The sequence below is a fragment of the Wigglesworthia glossinidia endosymbiont of Glossina morsitans morsitans (Yale colony) genome (assembly GCF_000247565.1).
In the GTDB taxonomy this organism is placed as follows: Bacteria; Pseudomonadota; Gammaproteobacteria; order Enterobacterales; family Enterobacteriaceae; genus Wigglesworthia; species Wigglesworthia glossinidia_B.
On the sequence record NC_016893.1, the window covers coordinates 702,340 to 719,535 of the forward strand.

Below are 17,196 nucleotides of genomic sequence, written 5' to 3' on the forward strand. Positions count from 1 at the left end.
TTGCAAAGTTAAGCCTCACGGGTCATTAGTATCGGTTAGCTAAACATCTTGCAATGCTTACACATCCGACCTATCAACGTCATAGTCTTTAACGTCCCTTTAGGAAACATAAAAGTTTCTGGGAAGATTTATCTTAAGGGAAGCTTCCCGCTTAGATGCTTTCAGCGGTTATCTCGTCCGTACATAGCTACCGGGCAGTGCCATTGGCATGACAACCCGTACACCATAGGTACGTCCACTCCGGTCCTCTCGTACTAGGAGCAGCTCCTTTCAATCTTCCAACGCCCACGGCAGATAGGGACCGAACTGTCTCACGACGTTCTAAACCCAGCTCGCGTACCACTTTAAATGGCGAACAGCCATACCCTTGGGACCTACTACAGCCCCAGGATGTGATGAGCCGACATCGAGGTGCCAAACACCGCCGTCGATATGAACTCTTGGGCGGTATTAGCCTGTTATCCCCGGAGTACCTTTTATCCGTTGAGCGATGGCTCTTCCATTCGGAACCACCGGATCACTAAGACCTGCTTTCGCATCTGCTTGAATTGTCACTCTCGCAGTTAAGCTAGCTTATGCCTTTGCACTAAACTCACGATGTCCGACCGTGATTAGCTAACCTTTGTGCTCCTCCGTTACTCTTTAGGAGGAGACCGCCCCAGTCAAACTACCCACCAGACATTGTCTTCGACCCGGGTTACGGGTCAGAATTAGAATATTAAATATTAAAGGGTGGTATTTCAAGGACGATTCCATATAAACTGGCGTTTATACTTCATTATCTCCCACCTATCCTACACGTTAATGTTCAAGATTCAATATCAAGCTATAGTAAAGGTTCACGGGGTCTTTCCGTCTTGCCGCGGGTACACCGCATCTTCACGGCGAATTCAATTTCACTGAGTCTCAGGTGGAGACAGTCTGGCCATCATTACGCCATTCGTGCAGGTCGGAACTTACCCGACAAGGAATTTCGCTACCTTAGGACCGTTATAGTTACGGCCGCCGTTTACCGGGGCTTCGATCAAAAGCATTTCCCTACAAAGTAGTAGGGTAAACTTCTTCAATTAACCTTCCGGCACCGGGCAGGCGTCACACCGTATACTTCCACTTTCGTGTTTGCACAGTGCTGTGTTTTTAATAAACAGTTGCAGCCAGCTGGTATCTTCGACTGATTTTAGCTTAAAAGGCTAGCTTTCTCACTATATTTCAGCGTGCCTTCTCCCGAAGTTACGGCACTATTTTGCCTAGTTCCTTCACCTGAGTTCTCTCAAGCGCCTTAGTATGCTCTACCAAACTACCTGTGTCGGTTTGAGGTACGATTAAACATAGCTTATATCGTTTAGAGGATTTTCTTGGAAGTATAGCGTAGATTCCTTCATCACTCAACAGTGATTCGTTATCACATCTCGATGTTAAAAAAAGCGGATTTGCCTACTTTTCCACCTACCTGCTTGAACCAGGATAACCGTCACCTGGCGAATTTAGCTTGCTCCGTCCCCCCATCACAACTATGTTTAGTACAGGAATATTAACCTGTTGTCCATCGACTACGCCTTTCGGCCTCGCCTTAGGGGTCGACTTACCCTGCTTCGATTAACGTTGAACAGGAATCCTTAGTTTTTCGGCGAGCAGGTTTTTCACCTGCTTTATCGTTACTTATGTCAGCATTCGCACTTCTGATACCTCCAATATATTTTACAATATATCTTCTCAAGCTTACAGAACGCTCCTCTACCCAATAATTTTAAAAATTATTGCCGCAGCTTCGGTGCATAATTTGAGCCCCGTTACATTTTTCGCGCAGGTTGACTCGACCAGTGAGCTATTACGCTTTCTTTAAATGATGGCTGCTTCTAAGCCAACATCCTGGCTGTCTAAGACCTCCCACATCGTTTCCCACTTAATTATGACTTTGGGACCTTAGCCGACGGTCTGGGTTGTTTCCCTTTCCACGACGGACGTTAGCACCCGCCGTGTGTCTCCCGTGATAACATTGTTCGGTATTCGTAGTTTGCATCGGATTGGTAGTCTGGATAAGACCCCTAACCGAAACAGTGCTCTACCCCCGAAGATGAATGCACGAGGCGCTACCTAAATAGCTTTCGAGGAGAACCAGCTATCTCCCGGTTTGATTGGCCTTTCACCCCTAACCACAAGTCATCCGCTAATTTTTCAACATTAGTCGGTTCGGTCCTCCAGTCAGTGTTACCTAACCTTCAACCTGCTCATGGCTAGATCACCGGGTTTCGGGTCTATATCTTGCAACTTAACGCCCAGTTAAGACTCGGTTTCCCTACGGCTCCCTTATGACAGTTAACCTTGCTACAAAATATAAGTCGCTGACCCATTATACAAAAGGTACGCAGTCACATTGTTGTTTTAATGCTCCTACTGCTTGTACGTACACAGTTTCAGGTTCTATTTCACTCCCCTCGCCGGGGTTCTTTTCACCTTTCCCTCACGGTACTAGTTCACTATCGGTTAGTCAGGAGTATTTAGCCTTGGAGGATGGTCCCCCCATCTTCAAACAAGATATCACGTGTCTCGTTTTACTCATAAGAGCTACAATTTTGTATGCTTTAAAATACGAGGCTATCACTCTTTATTGCTAGTCTTTCCATACTATTCTTATAGCATACGTGTTGCAATTGCTCTGGGCTGTTCCCTGTTCGCTCGCCACTACTGAGGGAATCTCGGTTGATTTCTTTTCCTCAAGATACTAAGATGTTTCAGTTCTCTTGGTTTGCTGCATTAAATTATGAATTCATTTAATGCTGATACAAAATTGTATCGGGTTTCCCCATTCGGATATCGCCGGTTAATAACGCTTCGTATCAGCTAGCCGACGCTTTTCGCAGATTAGCACGTCCTTCTTCGCCTCTGACTACCTAGGCATCCACTGTGCACGCTTAATTACTTAACTTTGCAACCCTAAGTTGTTTATAAATAGTTTTTAAATTTTTAAAGAACATGAATTACTGGACATCGTAATTTTTATTTTTTGTGGCGTCCCCTAGGGGGTTCGAACCCCTGTTACCGCCGTGAAAGGGCGATGTCCTAGGCCTCTAGACGAAGGGGACACTGATTTTGCCCTAAATCTAAAGGATAAAACAATAATGCACTAAGTAACCTATGCAAATACAATATTATAGAATAATCGATACTAAAATAAGGAGGTGATCCAACCACAGGTTCCCCTACGGTTACCTTGTTACGACTTCACCCCAGTTATGAATCACAAAGTGGTAAGTGCCCTCCCGAAGGTTAAGCTACCTGCTTCTTTTGCAACTCACTCCCATGGTGTGACGGGCGGTGTGTACAAGGCCCGGGAACGTATTCACCGCGGCATGCTGATCCGCGATTACTAGCGATTCCGACTTCATGGAGTCGAGTTGCAGACTCCAATCCGGACTAAGACGTACTTTGTGAGATTAGCTTACTCTCGCGAGATTGCAACCCTTTGTATACGCCATTGTAGCACGTGTGTAGCCCTACTCGTAAGGGCCATGATGACTTGACGTCGTCCCCGCCTTCCTCCGGTTTATCACCGGCAGTCTCCTTTGAGTTCCCGACTTGTTCGCTGGCAAAAAAGGATAGGGGTTGCGCTCGTTGCGGGACTTAACCCAACATTTCACAACACGAGCTGACGACAGCCATGCAGCACCTGTTTTAGAGTTCCCGAAGGCACTAAAGCATCTCTGCTAAATTCTCTAAATGTCAAGAGTAGGTAAGGTTTTTCGCGTTGCATCGAATTAAACCACATGCTCCACCGCTTGTGCGGGCCCCCGTCAATTCATTTGAGTTTTAACCTTGCGGTTGTACTCCCCAGGCGGTCGATTTAACGCGTTAGCTCCGAAAATCACAGATAAATCTACGACCTTCAAATCGACATCGTTTACGGCATGGACTACCAGGGTATCTAATCCTGTTTGCTCCCCACGCTTTCGTACTTGAGCGTCAGTTTTCGTCCAGGAGGTCGCCTTCGCCACTGGTATTCCTCCAGATATCTACGCATTTCACCGCTACACCTGGAATTCTACCTCCCTCTACGATACTCTAGTTTATTAGTTTCAAATGCAGTTCCTAAGTTAAGCCTAGGGATTTCACATCTGACTTAATAAACCGCCTGCGTACGCTTTACGCCCAGTAATTCCGATTAACGCTTGCACCCTCCGTATTACCGCGGCTGCTGGCACGGAGTTAGCCGGTGCTTCTTCTGCAAGTAACGTCACATAAACATGGTATTAGCATATTTACTTTCTTCCCTGCTGAAAGTGCTTTACAATCCGAAGACCTTCTTCACACACGCGGCATAGCTGCATCAGGGTTGCCCCCATTGTGCAATATTCCCCACTGCTGCCTCCCGTAGGAGTCTGGACCGTGTCTCAGTTCCAGTGTGGCTGGCCGTCCTCTCAGACCAGCTAGAGATCGTCGCCTAGGTGAGCTTTTACCTCACCTACTAGCTAATCTCGTCTGGGTTCATCTAAAAGCGCAAGGCTTTATCAAAATTAAAATTTTGATTTAGTCCCCTACTTTAATCGGTCGATATTACGCGGTATTAGCTACCGTTTCCAGTAGTTATCCCCCTCTTTTAGGTAGATCCCCAGATATTACTCACCCGTCCGCCGCTCGCCGTCAAAGAAAATCTTCACGCTGCCGCACGACTTGCATGTGTTAGGCTTGCCGCTAGCGTTTAATCTGAGCCATGATCAAACTCTTCAGTTTTACATATTTAGTTGACTTTAAAATAATTTTAAAGTTTTTGTTTTTTAATGCATATAAAATCTTATTTTAAAATTATTCTATGTATATGTATTACACAGGTTACTTTGTAGCAATTTTAAAGAACTTTATTGCAAAATTTATTATATATAACAAGCTATAAAATACTTTAATATGATTATTTTTTAAAGTCAATTCTTAAATTATGAAATTTTGTTATTCTGTAAACATATTTTATAAATCTAATAATTTTGAAGTATAATTTCTAATTTCAGCAGTTAATTCGAAATTGTTATGCATATTTTTTTTATATGAAATAAACATTTTTTTCAGTTTAGTATTCCAATTATTGTGATTAATTTTTTCTTTAAACATAATTTTTAACAAATCTAACATAGTTGCAGCAGATGTAGAAGCACCGGGAGATGCGCCAAGAAGTGCTGATAACGTTTTGTCTGAAGAGTGAACAATCTCAGTTCCAAACTGTAATGTTCCGCCTTGATTTGGATCATTTTTAATTATTTGTACTCTTTGACCAGCTGTAATTAAATGCCAATCTTTTATATTTGCATTTGGGAAATATTTGCATAAAGTTATAAATTTTCCTTTTTTAGAAGTTAATAATTGTCCAATTAAATACTGGACTAAACTAATATTTTTGATGCCTACTTGTACAATAGGAAAAATATTTTTATAGGTTAAAGAACAAAACAAATCTGTCCAAGATCCATTTTTTAAAAATTTACTACTAAACGTAGCAAATGGCCCAAATAATAACACTTTTTCTCCATCTAATATTCGAGTATCAATATGAGGCACTGACATTGGAGGTGCTCCAATAGGGGCTTTGCCGTATACTTTTGCATAATGTTGATTAGTCAATATTTTATTTTTAGTTACTAAAAATTGTCCTCCTACTGGAAAACCTGCATATTTATGAGATTCTTGAATTCCAGATTTTTGTAGTAATCTTAATGCATTTCCTCCGGATCCAATAAAAACATATTTAGTATCTATATATATTAATTTTTTAGTTTTATTTATTAGATCTTTATATAAGATGTGTATTTTCCATGTTTTATCTCGATTTTGTTTGATATTTATAACATCATGGTTGACATGTAAATGAAAATTAGAATGATTATTTAAATATAAAAATATTTGACGAGTAATTTCACCAAAATTTACATCTGTACCTATTGACATATAAGTGGCGGCAACTTTTTGCGTTAAATTACGTTTATACATAACTAATGGTGCCCATTTTTTAATGGTATTATAATCCTCCGAATACAGCATGCCTTTAAATAAAACATTATTTTTTAATGCATGAAAACGAGATTTCAAAAATTTAATATTGTTTTCTCCCCATACAAAACTTATATGAGGTACAGTATTAATAAAAGTATTTGGATTTTTTAAAATTTCTTTTTTTACTAAATAAGCCCACAATTGTTTAGAAATTTCGAAAGATTCATTTACAGAAATTGCTTTTGATATATCAACTTTGCCATTTTTTTGAATAGAAGTATAATTTAATTCACAAAATGCAGAATGACCAGTTCCAGCATTGTTCCAACCATGTGAACTTTCTTGGCCTACTTTATCTAATCTTTCATAAGCATGAATAATCCAGCTGGGTTCAAGTAATTTCAAGTATATTCCTAATGTAGCACTCATAACACCACAGCCAATTAGCACAAAATCTATAGGAGGATTGCTATTTTTTTTGGGTGCTATCTTAGAAGTTTTTAAATTAATATAATTTTTAGTATTTTCTAACATATTAAGTCTCAATAATATTTTAAAATATAATATTAATATTTGAATTTAGTTTAAGATAATATATCATCTTTCAATACACTATTATGTTTATCATATAATGATTTTTAATTATTTTTCACGATGCATAAAATATTATGCTTATATTTTATTAAAGTTACACAAAATTTTTAAAAATAAAATTATTTTTTTTGAAAGTTTAATAATATAAATATTTCAAGTATTTACTTTGCAAGTATGTATCAAAATTTTAAAAAAAATTAAAAACACTGGAGGTCATGATTTATATTCTGTATATTTTTATAGCAATATTTTTTTAATTTATTTTAATGAGGATAGATATTGCTATGTTGCACATTATTAAAACTGGATTAACTTTTGATGACGTATTGCTATTTCCAGCACATTCAAACGTACTTCCTAAAAATGTTGATTTAAGCACTCAATTAACTAAAAAAATAAGACTAAATATTCCAATATTGTCTGCTGCCATGGATACTGTTACTGAATCAAATATGGCAATTGCTGTAGCGCAAGAAGGAGGAATAGGATTTATTCATAAAAATATGTCAATTCATGATCAAGTAAAAGAGGTCAAAAAAGTTAAAAGATATGAAAATGGCATTATTTTTAATCCAAAATGCGTTACACCACATACAACTTTATTAAGCGTAAAAAATCTAACTAATATTAATGGATTTGGAGGATACCCCGTAGTTACAAAAAAAGGCAAATTGGTAGGTATTATTACTAGAAGAGATACATGTTGTGCAAAAGACATTAACCAAGAAGTTCATACTCTTATGACACCGAAAGATAAACTTGTTACTGTTAATGAAGGTGAATCTAAAGAAATAGTTTTATCAAAAATGTATGATAGAAGAGTAGAAAAAGCATTGGTAGTTGATCAATATTTTCGTTTAATTGGAATGATTACAGTTAAAGATTTTAAAAAATCAGAAAAAAAACCTTATGCTTGTAAAGATGAATACGGAAGATTACGCGTAGGAGCAGCTATAGGCATAGGCAATGATTATCATGACCGTATTAATTCACTAATAATTGCAGGTGTAGATATATTATTAATTGATTCTTCTCATGGACATTCTGAAAATATTTTAAAAAAAATCAGAAAAATACGTAGTATACATAAAGAATTACAAATTATAGGCGGTAATGTTGCAACTGGTCAAGGAGCTTTAGCACTTATTCAAGCAGGTGTAGATGCTGTTAAAGTAGGCATTGGGCCTGGATCTATTTGTACAACACGTATTGTTACCGGAGTTGGTGTGCCACAAATTACTGCAATATCCGATGTTGTAGAAGCAATAGGAAAAACCGAAATTCCTATAATTGCAGATGGAGGCATTCGATTTTCAGGAGATATAGCAAAAGCTATTGCCGCAGGTGCTGAATCTGTCATGTTAGGTTCTTTATTAGCAGGTTCAAAAGAATGTCCAGGAGAAATTGAAATTTATCATGGTAGATCATTTAAAGTATACAGAGGAATGGGATCAGTAGGCGCTATGTTAAAAGGTTCTTCAGACAGATATTTTCAAAAAAACAACAAAATGGAAAAATTAGTGCCGGAAGGAATTGAAGGAAGAGTTCCATATAAAGGTTCTGTAGAACATATTATATATCAACAAATGGGCGGGTTAAGATCGTGTATGGGATTAACTGGATGTGCTAATATAGATCAATTAAGAAATAATACTACTTTTCTCAAAATTACACAAGCAGGTATAAAAGAAAGTCACGTACATGACATATCTATTACAAAAGAAGCTCCAAATTACAATTTAACATAAAATTTACATTTAAAACTAAATATTTATAATATATAAATTATTCACAGAACATCAAATTTATGATTAATAAAAAAAATACACATACTATCCTGATAATAGATTTTGGATCACAATACACTTATTTGATAGCTAGAAGAATACGAGATATGCATATAAATTTTATTATTTCTAAATGGAATATTTCAAAAATAGAACTTATAAATCTTGCGCCTAGAGGAATTATTTTATCGGGTAGCCCTTGTAGTGTAATCGATCATAACAGTCCTCAAATTTCTATGGAAATACTTAATTATGGTGTACCTGTGTTAGGAATATGTTATGGAATGCATACTATGGTTCACCAGCTGGGTGGGATAATAAAAAAAAATTTAGTGCGAGAATTTGGATATGAAACTTTGTACATATCAAATACTCAAAATGATTTAATATATAATAAAAATAATACTGAATCATCTCAAAAAATACATAAACCTGTAGTATGGATGAGTCACGAAGATAGTATATATAAAATACCAAAAAATTTTAAAAATATTGCAAACACTAAAAAATGTAAATATGCCGCAATTTTTAATAAGAAATATGCATTATATGGTGTACAATTTCATCCAGAAGTTACTCATTCTTACGAAGGCACAGTAATCTTAGAAAGATTTGTTAAAAATATTTGTCATTGTATATCAAATAAAAAATATCATTTATCTATAGATAAAATAATCTTAAAAATTAAAAATACTGTTAAAAATGACAAAGTAATTTTAGGAATATCCGGAGGAATTGATTCAGTTACTACTGCAATGATTATGCATCGTGCTATTGGATCAAATTTATTTTGCATTTTCATTGATAATGGATTATTAAGATGGAACGAACTGAAAGAAGTTCAAAAAATTTTAAAAAAAATAAAAAACATTAATTTTATTATTTTAAACAAAAAAAAATTATTTTTACACGCTTTATCTGGTATTCATAATCCAGAAGAAAAACGAAAGAAAATCGGAAAAATATTTTTTGAAATTTTTGGAGAACAATCTAAAGTAATAAATGCTAAGTGGTTAGCACAAGGCACTATTTATCCAGACATTATTGAATCTTCAAGAGATTTAGGCATGCAATGTACAATTAAATCACATCATAATGCTTGTAAGATGCCAAAAAAAATAGGACTCACTCTTATAGAACCATTGAAAAAACTCTTTAAAGATGAAGTAAGAACAATTGCTAAAAAATTAGGTATTTCAAAAAATATAATTTTTAGACACCCATTTCCTGGTCCAGGTCTAGCAATACGTATTATCGGAGAAATAAAAGAAGAATATTGCAATTTACTGCGTCTTGCAGATAAAATTTTTATTACAGAATTAAAAAAAGAAAATTTATATTTTAATATTAACCAAGCTTTTGCAATATTTTTGCCAATTCAATCTGTTGGTATTATGGGAGATTCAAGAAAATATGAATGGGTAATTGCGCTTCGTGCAATTCATACAGTAGATTTTATGACCGCTCGTTGGGTTAAAATACCATATAAAATATTAGACCGTATTTCTAGTCTTATCATTAATAATATTGATGGAATTTCACGTGTTGTATATGATATTTCTAATAAACCTCCGGCAACAATTGAATGGGAATAAAATATTAGTACGCATTAAATAATATATTTAACATTTTTAAAAATAGTATAAAATATCGTTCATTTTATAGTTAAATGAGCATAATTATGATATATAGCATGACTGCTTTTTCTAGGTACGAAATTATAAAAAATAACTGTAATATAATTTGGCAACTAAGATCTGTTAATCATAAATATCTTGAAATTTCTATTAATCTTCCAGATCAAATTAAACATTTAGAACAAGTCATTTCTAAAAAAATTAAGAAAAATATTTTTAGAGGTAAGTTGGACTGCAATTTATATATTTATTGTATCGAAAAAAATCAAGATCATATATTAATAAATAAAATTTTAATTAATCAATTAGTAAAATTAATACTAAAAATAAAAAATAAAATTGATTTTGGAATAATTAATTTTATAGATCTATTAAAATGGCCTGGTGTTGTTATAAAACAAAATGTTAATAATATAAATGAAGCATTAATTTTAAAGCATTTTGAATGTACTTTAGATAAATTATTAGAATTTCGTTTATTCGAAGGAGAAGAACTAAGAAAAATTGTTGAAAAAAAATTATTTAGCATTAATCTAGAATTAAACAAACTAAGTGCCAATTTGATTACTTACTTAAAAGAATATCGAAAAAAATTAAACAATAAAATACGCGAAATTAATGTAAAATATGATACTAATAGATTAGAGCAAGAAATTGCAATAATTATTAGTAAAACAGATATTAATGAAGAAATAGATCGTATTTCAATACATATTAAAAGATTTTTTGATATTCTTAACAGCGAACGTTTAGTAGGTATGAAATTAAATTTTATTTTGCAAGAAATGATACGAGAATCTAATACAATTGCATCAAAAGCTATTAATATAAATATCATTAAATCTGCTATTGAAATAAAAATATTAACTGAACAAATTCGAGAACAAATTCAAAATATTGAATAAATAAAATTTATTATGATCTGAATATAGCAATATATTTTAGAGAAAAAATAGATGTTATTATAAATAATATAATATTAACTAACGATTTTAAATGAAATTTAATTATTAATTTCTTATAAAGCAAATAATTTTGAATTAAAACAAAAAAATTATAAATTTTTATACATTAATGATCTTAAAATAATATTGTATAGTAAAAAATTTAATTTTCATGAAAAAATATAACATAAAATTATTTTTATCAAAAATATTTTTAACAATTAGCATTGTATATGGAGAAATAGCTATTAGCCCCATATATGTTTTAAAAGAAATTTTTTGTTTTAATTTAGGGTTAAAAATTGAAAAACTTGAAGTATTTGGAATATTATCTCTTATCTTTTGGTCTTTGATAATTATTTATTTCGTGAAATATTTAATATTTGTAATTTCTATAAATAATAATGGAGAAGGAGGAATTTTAACATTAATGTTATTATCTGGGCAAAAATCAAAACCTAGATCGACATTAATCATAGTAATTTTTGGATTATTAGGTTTTAGCTTAATGTATGGAGATATAATTATTGTTCCAACTATCTCTATAGTTTCAGTGATAGAAATATTAGACACATATACTATAAAAATTAATAAATTTATTTTACCATTATCTATAACAGTATTAACATGCATATTCTTTGCACAAAGAAAGATTGAAAAAGATTACAGTAAAATTTTTTCGCTAATTATAACGGTATGGTTTATTTTAATAGGTGCAGTTGGGGTACGTGGAATTGGCATGTATCCAGAAATTTTACATGCATTAAATCCAAAATATTTAGTAAATTTTGTTTTGATATATAAAAAATTTACATTCTTTACTTTTGGAATAATTGTTCTTTTAATTTCTAGTGCAGAAATTTTATATATTAATTTAGGACGTTTTCAGCATCAAACTATTCAAAAATTTTGGTTATTTTTTATTTTTCCTGCTTTAATGCTAAATTATTTCGGTCAAGGTGCGGTTTTATTATTAAAACCAGATATTTTAATAAATCCGTTTTTATTTCTTATACCTAAAATAATTAGAATTCCAGTAATTATTATTTCATTTATAATTTCTATATTATCTGTTCAAATGATTATTGTAAGTGTATTTTCTTTAATACGTCAAGCAGTAAGACTAGGATACTTGCCACCTATGCGCATTATTTATACATCTGAAGAGTCTAGACAAGTTTACATTCCGTGTATTAATTGGTTACTGTATATTTCAATAATTATAATGATTATAAATTTTCAAAATGTACATAATTTACTTTTAATGTACGGGATGGGAATGATTAATGTAATGATATTAACAACATCTTTTGCATATTTCTTTTTTAATAAAAATTTTAAAAGATATAAAATTTTTAAAAATTTTATATTTTTTTTCATTCTTATTCTAGAATGCACAATATTTTCTTTAATGTTTTTAAAAATTAAATATGGAGGATGGATATCAATTTTATTAGGATTATTTTTATTTATTATTATGATCACATGGAAAAGTGAAAGATTTAATCTATTACAAAAAATTTATGAAAATAGTGGTTCTTTAAAATCTTTTATTGAAAGTTTAAACAAAATTTCTTTTGCACGAGTAGAAGGGACATCAGTGTTTATGTCTAAAGTTGAAAACATGATCCCATTAACTTTATTACATAATATTAATCATAACAAAGTATTGCATAAGAGAGTAATATTTTTGACTATTAAAACAGAAGATTCTCCATTTTCTAATTATACATCTCGAGTTTATGTAGAATGCTTATCAAATAATTTTTGGAAAGTGATAGCACGTTATGGATTTAAAGAAAAACCTGATATTAAAGAAGTATTTCATTTTTGTGAGTTATCTGGATTGTCATGTCAAATTATGGATTCATCTTTTTTTCTTTCTTATGAATTATTGATATTAGATAAACGTCCTTGGTATCTTGTACTAAGAGCAAAATTGTTTATGTTATTATCACGAAATTCTTCAGAAATATTTGATAAATATGGAATTCCTTCAGATCGTATAATTGCTTTAGGCATGCAAATTAAAATATAAAAAATAAACTTAAAATATCCAATCTTCATCTTTTGTACTTACAGATTTTCCCATAACATATGATGATCCTGATCCAGAAAAAAAATCATGATTTTCATTTGAATTAGGTGATAATGCGGATAAAATGTCTGGATTCACATTTGTTTTAGATTCAGGAAACAATGGTTCATATCCGAGGTTCATAAGAGCTTTATTAGCATTATAATTTAAAAAAGAAATAATATCTGAAGTCGAAAAAATTTTTTCGTATAAAGATTTAGTATATAATAATTCATTATTATATAACTCCTTTAATAAAAGGAATGTAAAATTTTCCGTATCTTTCTTTTCTTGTTGATTTAAAATAATTAGTGATTTTTGAAATTTATATCCAATATAATATCCATGAACTGCTTCGTCTCTAATAATTAATCTAATTAAATCCGCAGTATTTGTTAATTTTCCTCTACTAGAGTAGTACATAGGTAAATAAAAACCAGAATAAAACAAAAAAGATTCTAAAAATACACTAGCTATCTTCTTTTTTAAAATGTTTTTTTCTAAGTAAATTTTTAAAATTATATTGACTTTATTTTGCAAAAATTGATTTTCTGCACTCCATTGATAAGCTGCATCTACTTGAGATGTAGAACATAATGTCGAAAAGATCGAACTGTATGAACGTGCATGTACTGCTTCCATAAAGCAAATATTAGAAATTACAGCTTTTTCGTGAATAGTTGCTGAGTCCTTCATTAATGAAGGAGCACCGATTATATTTTGCAAAGTATCTAGCAATGTTAATCCAGTAAATACTCGTATAGTCAAATTACGTTCTTGCAAAGTAAGAGTTTTCCAGGACGAAAAATCATTAGATAATGGTATCTTTTCCGGTAACCAAAAATTGGAAGTTAAATGATTCCATACTTCTAAATCTTTTTCATCTTCTAAGCGATTCCAGTTAATTGCATATATATGTGATTTATGATCGTTTTCAGTATTATGCATAAATAACTCCTGATGTTAGTTATTAATATTATAATGCACAGGATACGCATCCAGAAACTTCAGTGCCTTTTAAGGTTAATTGACGAATACGAACATAATATAATGTTTTAATCCCTTTTTTCCATGCGTATATTTGTGCTTTATTAATATCTCTTGTAGTAACATTATCTCTAAAAAATAAAGTCAAAGATAATCCTTGATCGATATGTTGAGTGGCAGCAGCATATACATCTATGATTTTTTTTGGACCAATTTCATATGCATCTTTATAATAACATAGGTTGTTATTTGTCATATACGGTGCAGGATAATATACGCGTCCAATTTTTCCTTCTTTTCTAATTTCTATCCGAGATACAATAGGATGTATACTAGAAGTAGAATGATTAATATAAGAAATTGATCCAGTTGGCGGAATAGCTTGTAAATTTTGGTTATACAATCCATATTTTTTTACGCTTTTTGCTAAAGCTTTCCATTCTTCTTGAGTAGGTAAATGAATTTTATTTTTTTTAAACAAATGAAGTACTCGATGATTTTTGGGTTTCCAAGTTTGAGTAGTATATTTTAAAAAATATTTTCCATTTGCATAATTTGATTTTGAGAAACCCCAAAACTTTTTTTTTCTTTCAATAGCTAATAAATTTGATGTTCGAATTGCATGATACGTAATAATATAAAAATATAGATTGGTAAATTCAATTGATTCTGGACTACCATAATAAATTTTTTCCCGAGCTAAATATCCATGTAAATTCATTTGTCCTAATCCGATTGCATGAGATTTATTATTTCCATTTAAAATAGAAGATACCGAATGTATTTGACTTATATCTGATACTGCCGTTAAACTCCTTATAGCAATTTCTACTGTACGACCTAAGTTGGAAGACTCCATAGTATTAGCAATATTTAAAGATCCTAAATTACAAGATATGTCTGTTCCTATTTTTTTATAGCTTAAATCTTCATTATATTCTGAAGGGCTATTTACTTGTAAAATTTCAGAACATAAATTACTCATATTAATATGTCCAAAAATAGGATTAGTACGATTTACAGTATCTTCAAACATAATATATGGATATCCAGATTCAAATTGAATTTCAGCTAATTTTTGAAAAAAATTACGTGCATTAATTGTAGTTTTTTTAATTCGTTTATCTTGAGATAAGTTATGATAAATTTCGCTAATAACTAATTCTGAAAATGGTTGATGATAAACTTTTTCAACATCATATGGAGAAAACAAATACATTTCTTTGTTTTCTTTTGCTAATTGAAAAGTTATGTCAGGAATAATAACGCCTAAAGATAAAGTTTTGATTCTAGTTTTTTCATCAGCATTTTCTTTTTTAGTATCTAGAAATTTTAAAATATCAGGATGATGAGCATGTAAATATACTGCTCCAGCTCCTTGTCGTGCACCTAATTGATTAGCATAAGAAAAAGCATCTTCTAACATTTTCATGATCGGTACGATTCCGGAAGATTGATGTTTAACATATTTAATAGGAGCTCCAGATTCTCTTAAATTTGTTAATAAAAACGATACCCCTCCGCCTCTTTTAGATAACTGTAAAGCTGCATTAATTGCACGCCCAATAGATTCCATATTATCTTCTATGCGTAGTAAAAAGCACGATATGTATTCTCCGCGTTGTTTTTTGCCACAATTTAAAAAAGTCGGAGTAGCCGGTTGAAATCTTCCAGAAAGTATTTCTTTCATAATGTTCATAGCAAATAATTCATTTCCGCCGCCTAAAGTTAACGCTACCATGCATGTACGATCTTCAAAATTTTCTAAATAATATTTTCCGTCAAATGTTTTTAACGCGTAACTACTGTAAAATTTTAAAACTCCCATGAATGTTTGAAATCTAAAACCTTGTTTTTTACTTTGATTAAAAAGAGAATAAACAAAATTTTTTTTATAATTATTTAATATTTTGAGTTCATAATATCCTTCTTGTACGAGATAAGATATGCGATCTTGCAAAGAAATAAAATCTCTTGTATTTGGTAACACATGTTTATTAAAATAACTTTTTATTGCAAGAGCATCTTTTTCTAACTGCAAATGACCTTTGTCATCATAGAGATTTAGCATAGCATTAAGTGCATGATAATCGATCTTATGCATTTTTATTTTGTTTCTCCAAATTTTGTTTCTTCCAAAATTTATTTATTGTATTTTTTACTCGAATTACATCTGCAGGATTACCTAATAGTTCAAATTTATATAATATAGGAACATGATATTTTTTAGAAATAAAATTACTTGCTATACAAAAATCAGCACCAAAATTTTTATTTCCAGAACCAATAACACCACGTAAAAAAAATTGATTAGATACAATTTTTAAAAAATTTATTACTTGTTTAGGAATTGCAATGTTCTTTAATTTACTACTATAACTAGGTAAAACTAAAATGTATGGAGTATGCATTTTTAGTTTTTTTTGCACACTTAAAGAAATTCTTGTTGCCGGTAAACAAAGTTTTTTTATAAATCTGTGAGTATTTTCAGAAGTACTAGAAAAATAAACCAATGAAGACATAAATGTGTCCTAAAGTATTAATATTAATTATAATTTTATAAATTTTTATTTTAATTAAAATTTATTTAATAAGTTATTTTTTATTTATTTTAATAATTTTTTATATAACTATTTTTTCTTTCTAAAAAAAATTTTTTATTTCAGGTATTAATAGAAAATTATGTATATATTATTTTTTTAAATAAACTAAAATTTATTGTAAATAAAAATTAATTACATTTAAATACAGATTAAAATTATTTTTATTTTTGACTAAGAATAAAGCGAAATATAAAGAATATAATTGAAGAATATTTAAATATTAAACAATTTGTTAACTACAAAAAGTATTTTTACATTTTTATAAAAAATTTTTAAATGTTTTATAAATTTTAAAAAATTTACATTTTTATAAATATAAAAATTTTTATCATCGTTATATGTAAATCTAATTAACATTAAGTATACTTGCAAATTAATTAAAAATATGCTCTAAGATTTAATAGTTGTCGTGGATTAATAACATTTTTAATAAATCAATTATTAATTATTTTATATATAAACCAAACTCCATATTAAGTTTGTTCATATATTAAATTATAGTAATTATCAAAATATATATAATTTGTTATTTATCAGTTTAAAATTAAAATATTATAAGCTTAAAATTTTTAAAACTTATTATATACTATG

The 17,196-nt window shown here is 30.8% G+C and carries 8 protein-coding genes, 1 tRNA gene and 2 rRNA genes; 4 read left to right on the forward strand and 7 right to left on the reverse strand.

Going from position 1 to position 17,196, the window contains the following annotated elements; genetic code table 11:
- Nucleotides 1–4: 4 nt before the first annotated feature.
- The 4 genes from WIGMOR_RS03365 to mqo all read right to left on the reverse strand — a co-directional run bounded on the left by WIGMOR_RS03365 (nt 5) and on the right by mqo (nt 6,510).
- A 23S ribosomal RNA gene (locus tag WIGMOR_RS03365) occupies nt 5–2,926 on the reverse strand.
- An 81-nt stretch (nt 2,927–3,007) separates the two neighbouring features.
- A tRNA-Glu gene (locus tag WIGMOR_RS03370) sits at nt 3,008–3,083 on the reverse strand.
- Nucleotides 3,084–3,172: 89 nt separating this feature from the next.
- Nucleotides 3,173–4,728: ribosomal RNA gene (locus WIGMOR_RS03375) — 16S ribosomal RNA — on the reverse strand.
- Together the 16S and 23S rRNA genes with 1 tRNA gene alongside form the textbook arrangement of a ribosomal RNA operon.
- A gap of 231 nt (nt 4,729–4,959) precedes the next feature.
- Nucleotides 4,960–6,510 carry a malate dehydrogenase (quinone) gene (gene mqo, locus WIGMOR_RS03380; RefSeq protein ID WP_081469475.1) on the reverse strand — a complete coding sequence of 517 codons (1,551 nt, stop codon included), beginning with the start codon at nt 6,508–6,510 and terminating at the stop codon, nt 4,960–4,962.
- Nucleotides 6,511–6,854: 344 nt separating this feature from the next.
- On the opposite strand from mqo, the gene guaB reads away from it, so the two are divergent.
- The 4 genes from guaB to WIGMOR_RS03400 all read left to right on the forward strand — a co-directional run bounded on the left by guaB (nt 6,855) and on the right by WIGMOR_RS03400 (nt 12,976).
- Nucleotides 6,855–8,318 carry an IMP dehydrogenase gene (gene guaB, locus WIGMOR_RS03385; protein ID WP_014354412.1) on the forward strand — a complete coding sequence of 488 codons (1,464 nt, stop codon included), beginning with the start codon at nt 6,855–6,857 and terminating at the stop codon, nt 8,316–8,318.
- Nucleotides 8,319–8,377: 59 nt separating this feature from the next.
- Nucleotides 8,378–9,952, forward strand: coding sequence for a glutamine-hydrolyzing GMP synthase (gene guaA, locus WIGMOR_RS03390; RefSeq protein ID WP_014354413.1), 1,575 nt, complete (start codon nt 8,378–8,380; stop codon nt 9,950–9,952).
- Between the two features lie 86 nt (nt 9,953–10,038).
- Nucleotides 10,039–10,899 (forward strand): YicC/YloC family endoribonuclease, encoded by an 861-nt coding sequence (locus tag WIGMOR_RS03395; RefSeq protein ID WP_014354414.1) that lies wholly within the window; start codon nt 10,039–10,041, stop codon nt 10,897–10,899.
- A gap of 211 nt (nt 10,900–11,110) precedes the next feature.
- Nucleotides 11,111–12,976: a potassium transporter Kup gene (locus WIGMOR_RS03400; RefSeq protein ID WP_014354415.1), complete on the forward strand. Its 1,866-nt coding sequence runs from the start codon at nt 11,111–11,113 to the stop codon at nt 12,974–12,976.
- Between the two features lie 9 nt (nt 12,977–12,985).
- Here WIGMOR_RS03400 and nrdF read toward each other — a convergent pair whose 3' ends face one another.
- The 3 genes from nrdF to nrdI are packed head-to-tail and all read right to left on the reverse strand — an operon-like array spanning nt 12,986 to nt 16,524.
- Nucleotides 12,986–13,963: a class 1b ribonucleoside-diphosphate reductase subunit beta gene (gene nrdF, locus WIGMOR_RS03405; RefSeq protein ID WP_014354416.1), complete on the reverse strand. Its 978-nt coding sequence runs from the start codon at nt 13,961–13,963 to the stop codon at nt 12,986–12,988.
- 28 nt (nt 13,964–13,991) lie between these two features.
- Nucleotides 13,992–16,106, reverse strand: a complete 2,115-nt coding sequence (gene nrdE / locus WIGMOR_RS03410; RefSeq protein WP_014354417.1) for a class 1b ribonucleoside-diphosphate reductase subunit alpha — start codon at nt 16,104–16,106, stop codon at nt 13,992–13,994.
- Nucleotides 16,099–16,524 carry a class Ib ribonucleoside-diphosphate reductase assembly flavoprotein NrdI gene (nrdI, locus tag WIGMOR_RS03415; RefSeq protein ID WP_014354418.1) on the reverse strand — a complete coding sequence of 142 codons (426 nt, stop codon included), beginning with the start codon at nt 16,522–16,524 and terminating at the stop codon, nt 16,099–16,101. Before nrdI ends, nrdE begins: the two co-directional genes overlap by 8 nt.
- Between the last annotated feature and the right edge of the window lie 672 nt (nt 16,525–17,196).

Coding starts and splice junctions, on each gene's coding strand:
- guaA (WP_014354413.1), top strand. CDS start 8,378: ATGATTAATAAAAAAAATACACATACTATCCTGATAATAGATTTTGGA.
- nrdI (WP_014354418.1), bottom strand. CDS start 16,524: ATGTCTTCATTGGTTTATTTTTCTAGTACTTCTGAAAATACTCACAGA.
- nrdF (WP_014354416.1), bottom strand. CDS start 13,963: ATGCATAATACTGAAAACGATCATAAATCACATATATATGCAATTAAC.
- WIGMOR_RS03400 (WP_014354415.1), top strand. CDS start 11,111: ATGAAAAAATATAACATAAAATTATTTTTATCAAAAATATTTTTAACA.
- WIGMOR_RS03395 (WP_014354414.1), top strand. CDS start 10,039: ATGATATATAGCATGACTGCTTTTTCTAGGTACGAAATTATAAAAAAT.
- guaB (WP_014354412.1), top strand. CDS start 6,855: ATGTTGCACATTATTAAAACTGGATTAACTTTTGATGACGTATTGCTA.
- nrdE (WP_014354417.1), bottom strand. CDS start 16,106: ATGCATAAGATCGATTATCATGCACTTAATGCTATGCTAAATCTCTAT.
- mqo (WP_081469475.1), bottom strand. CDS start 6,510: ATGTTAGAAAATACTAAAAATTATATTAATTTAAAAACTTCTAAGATA.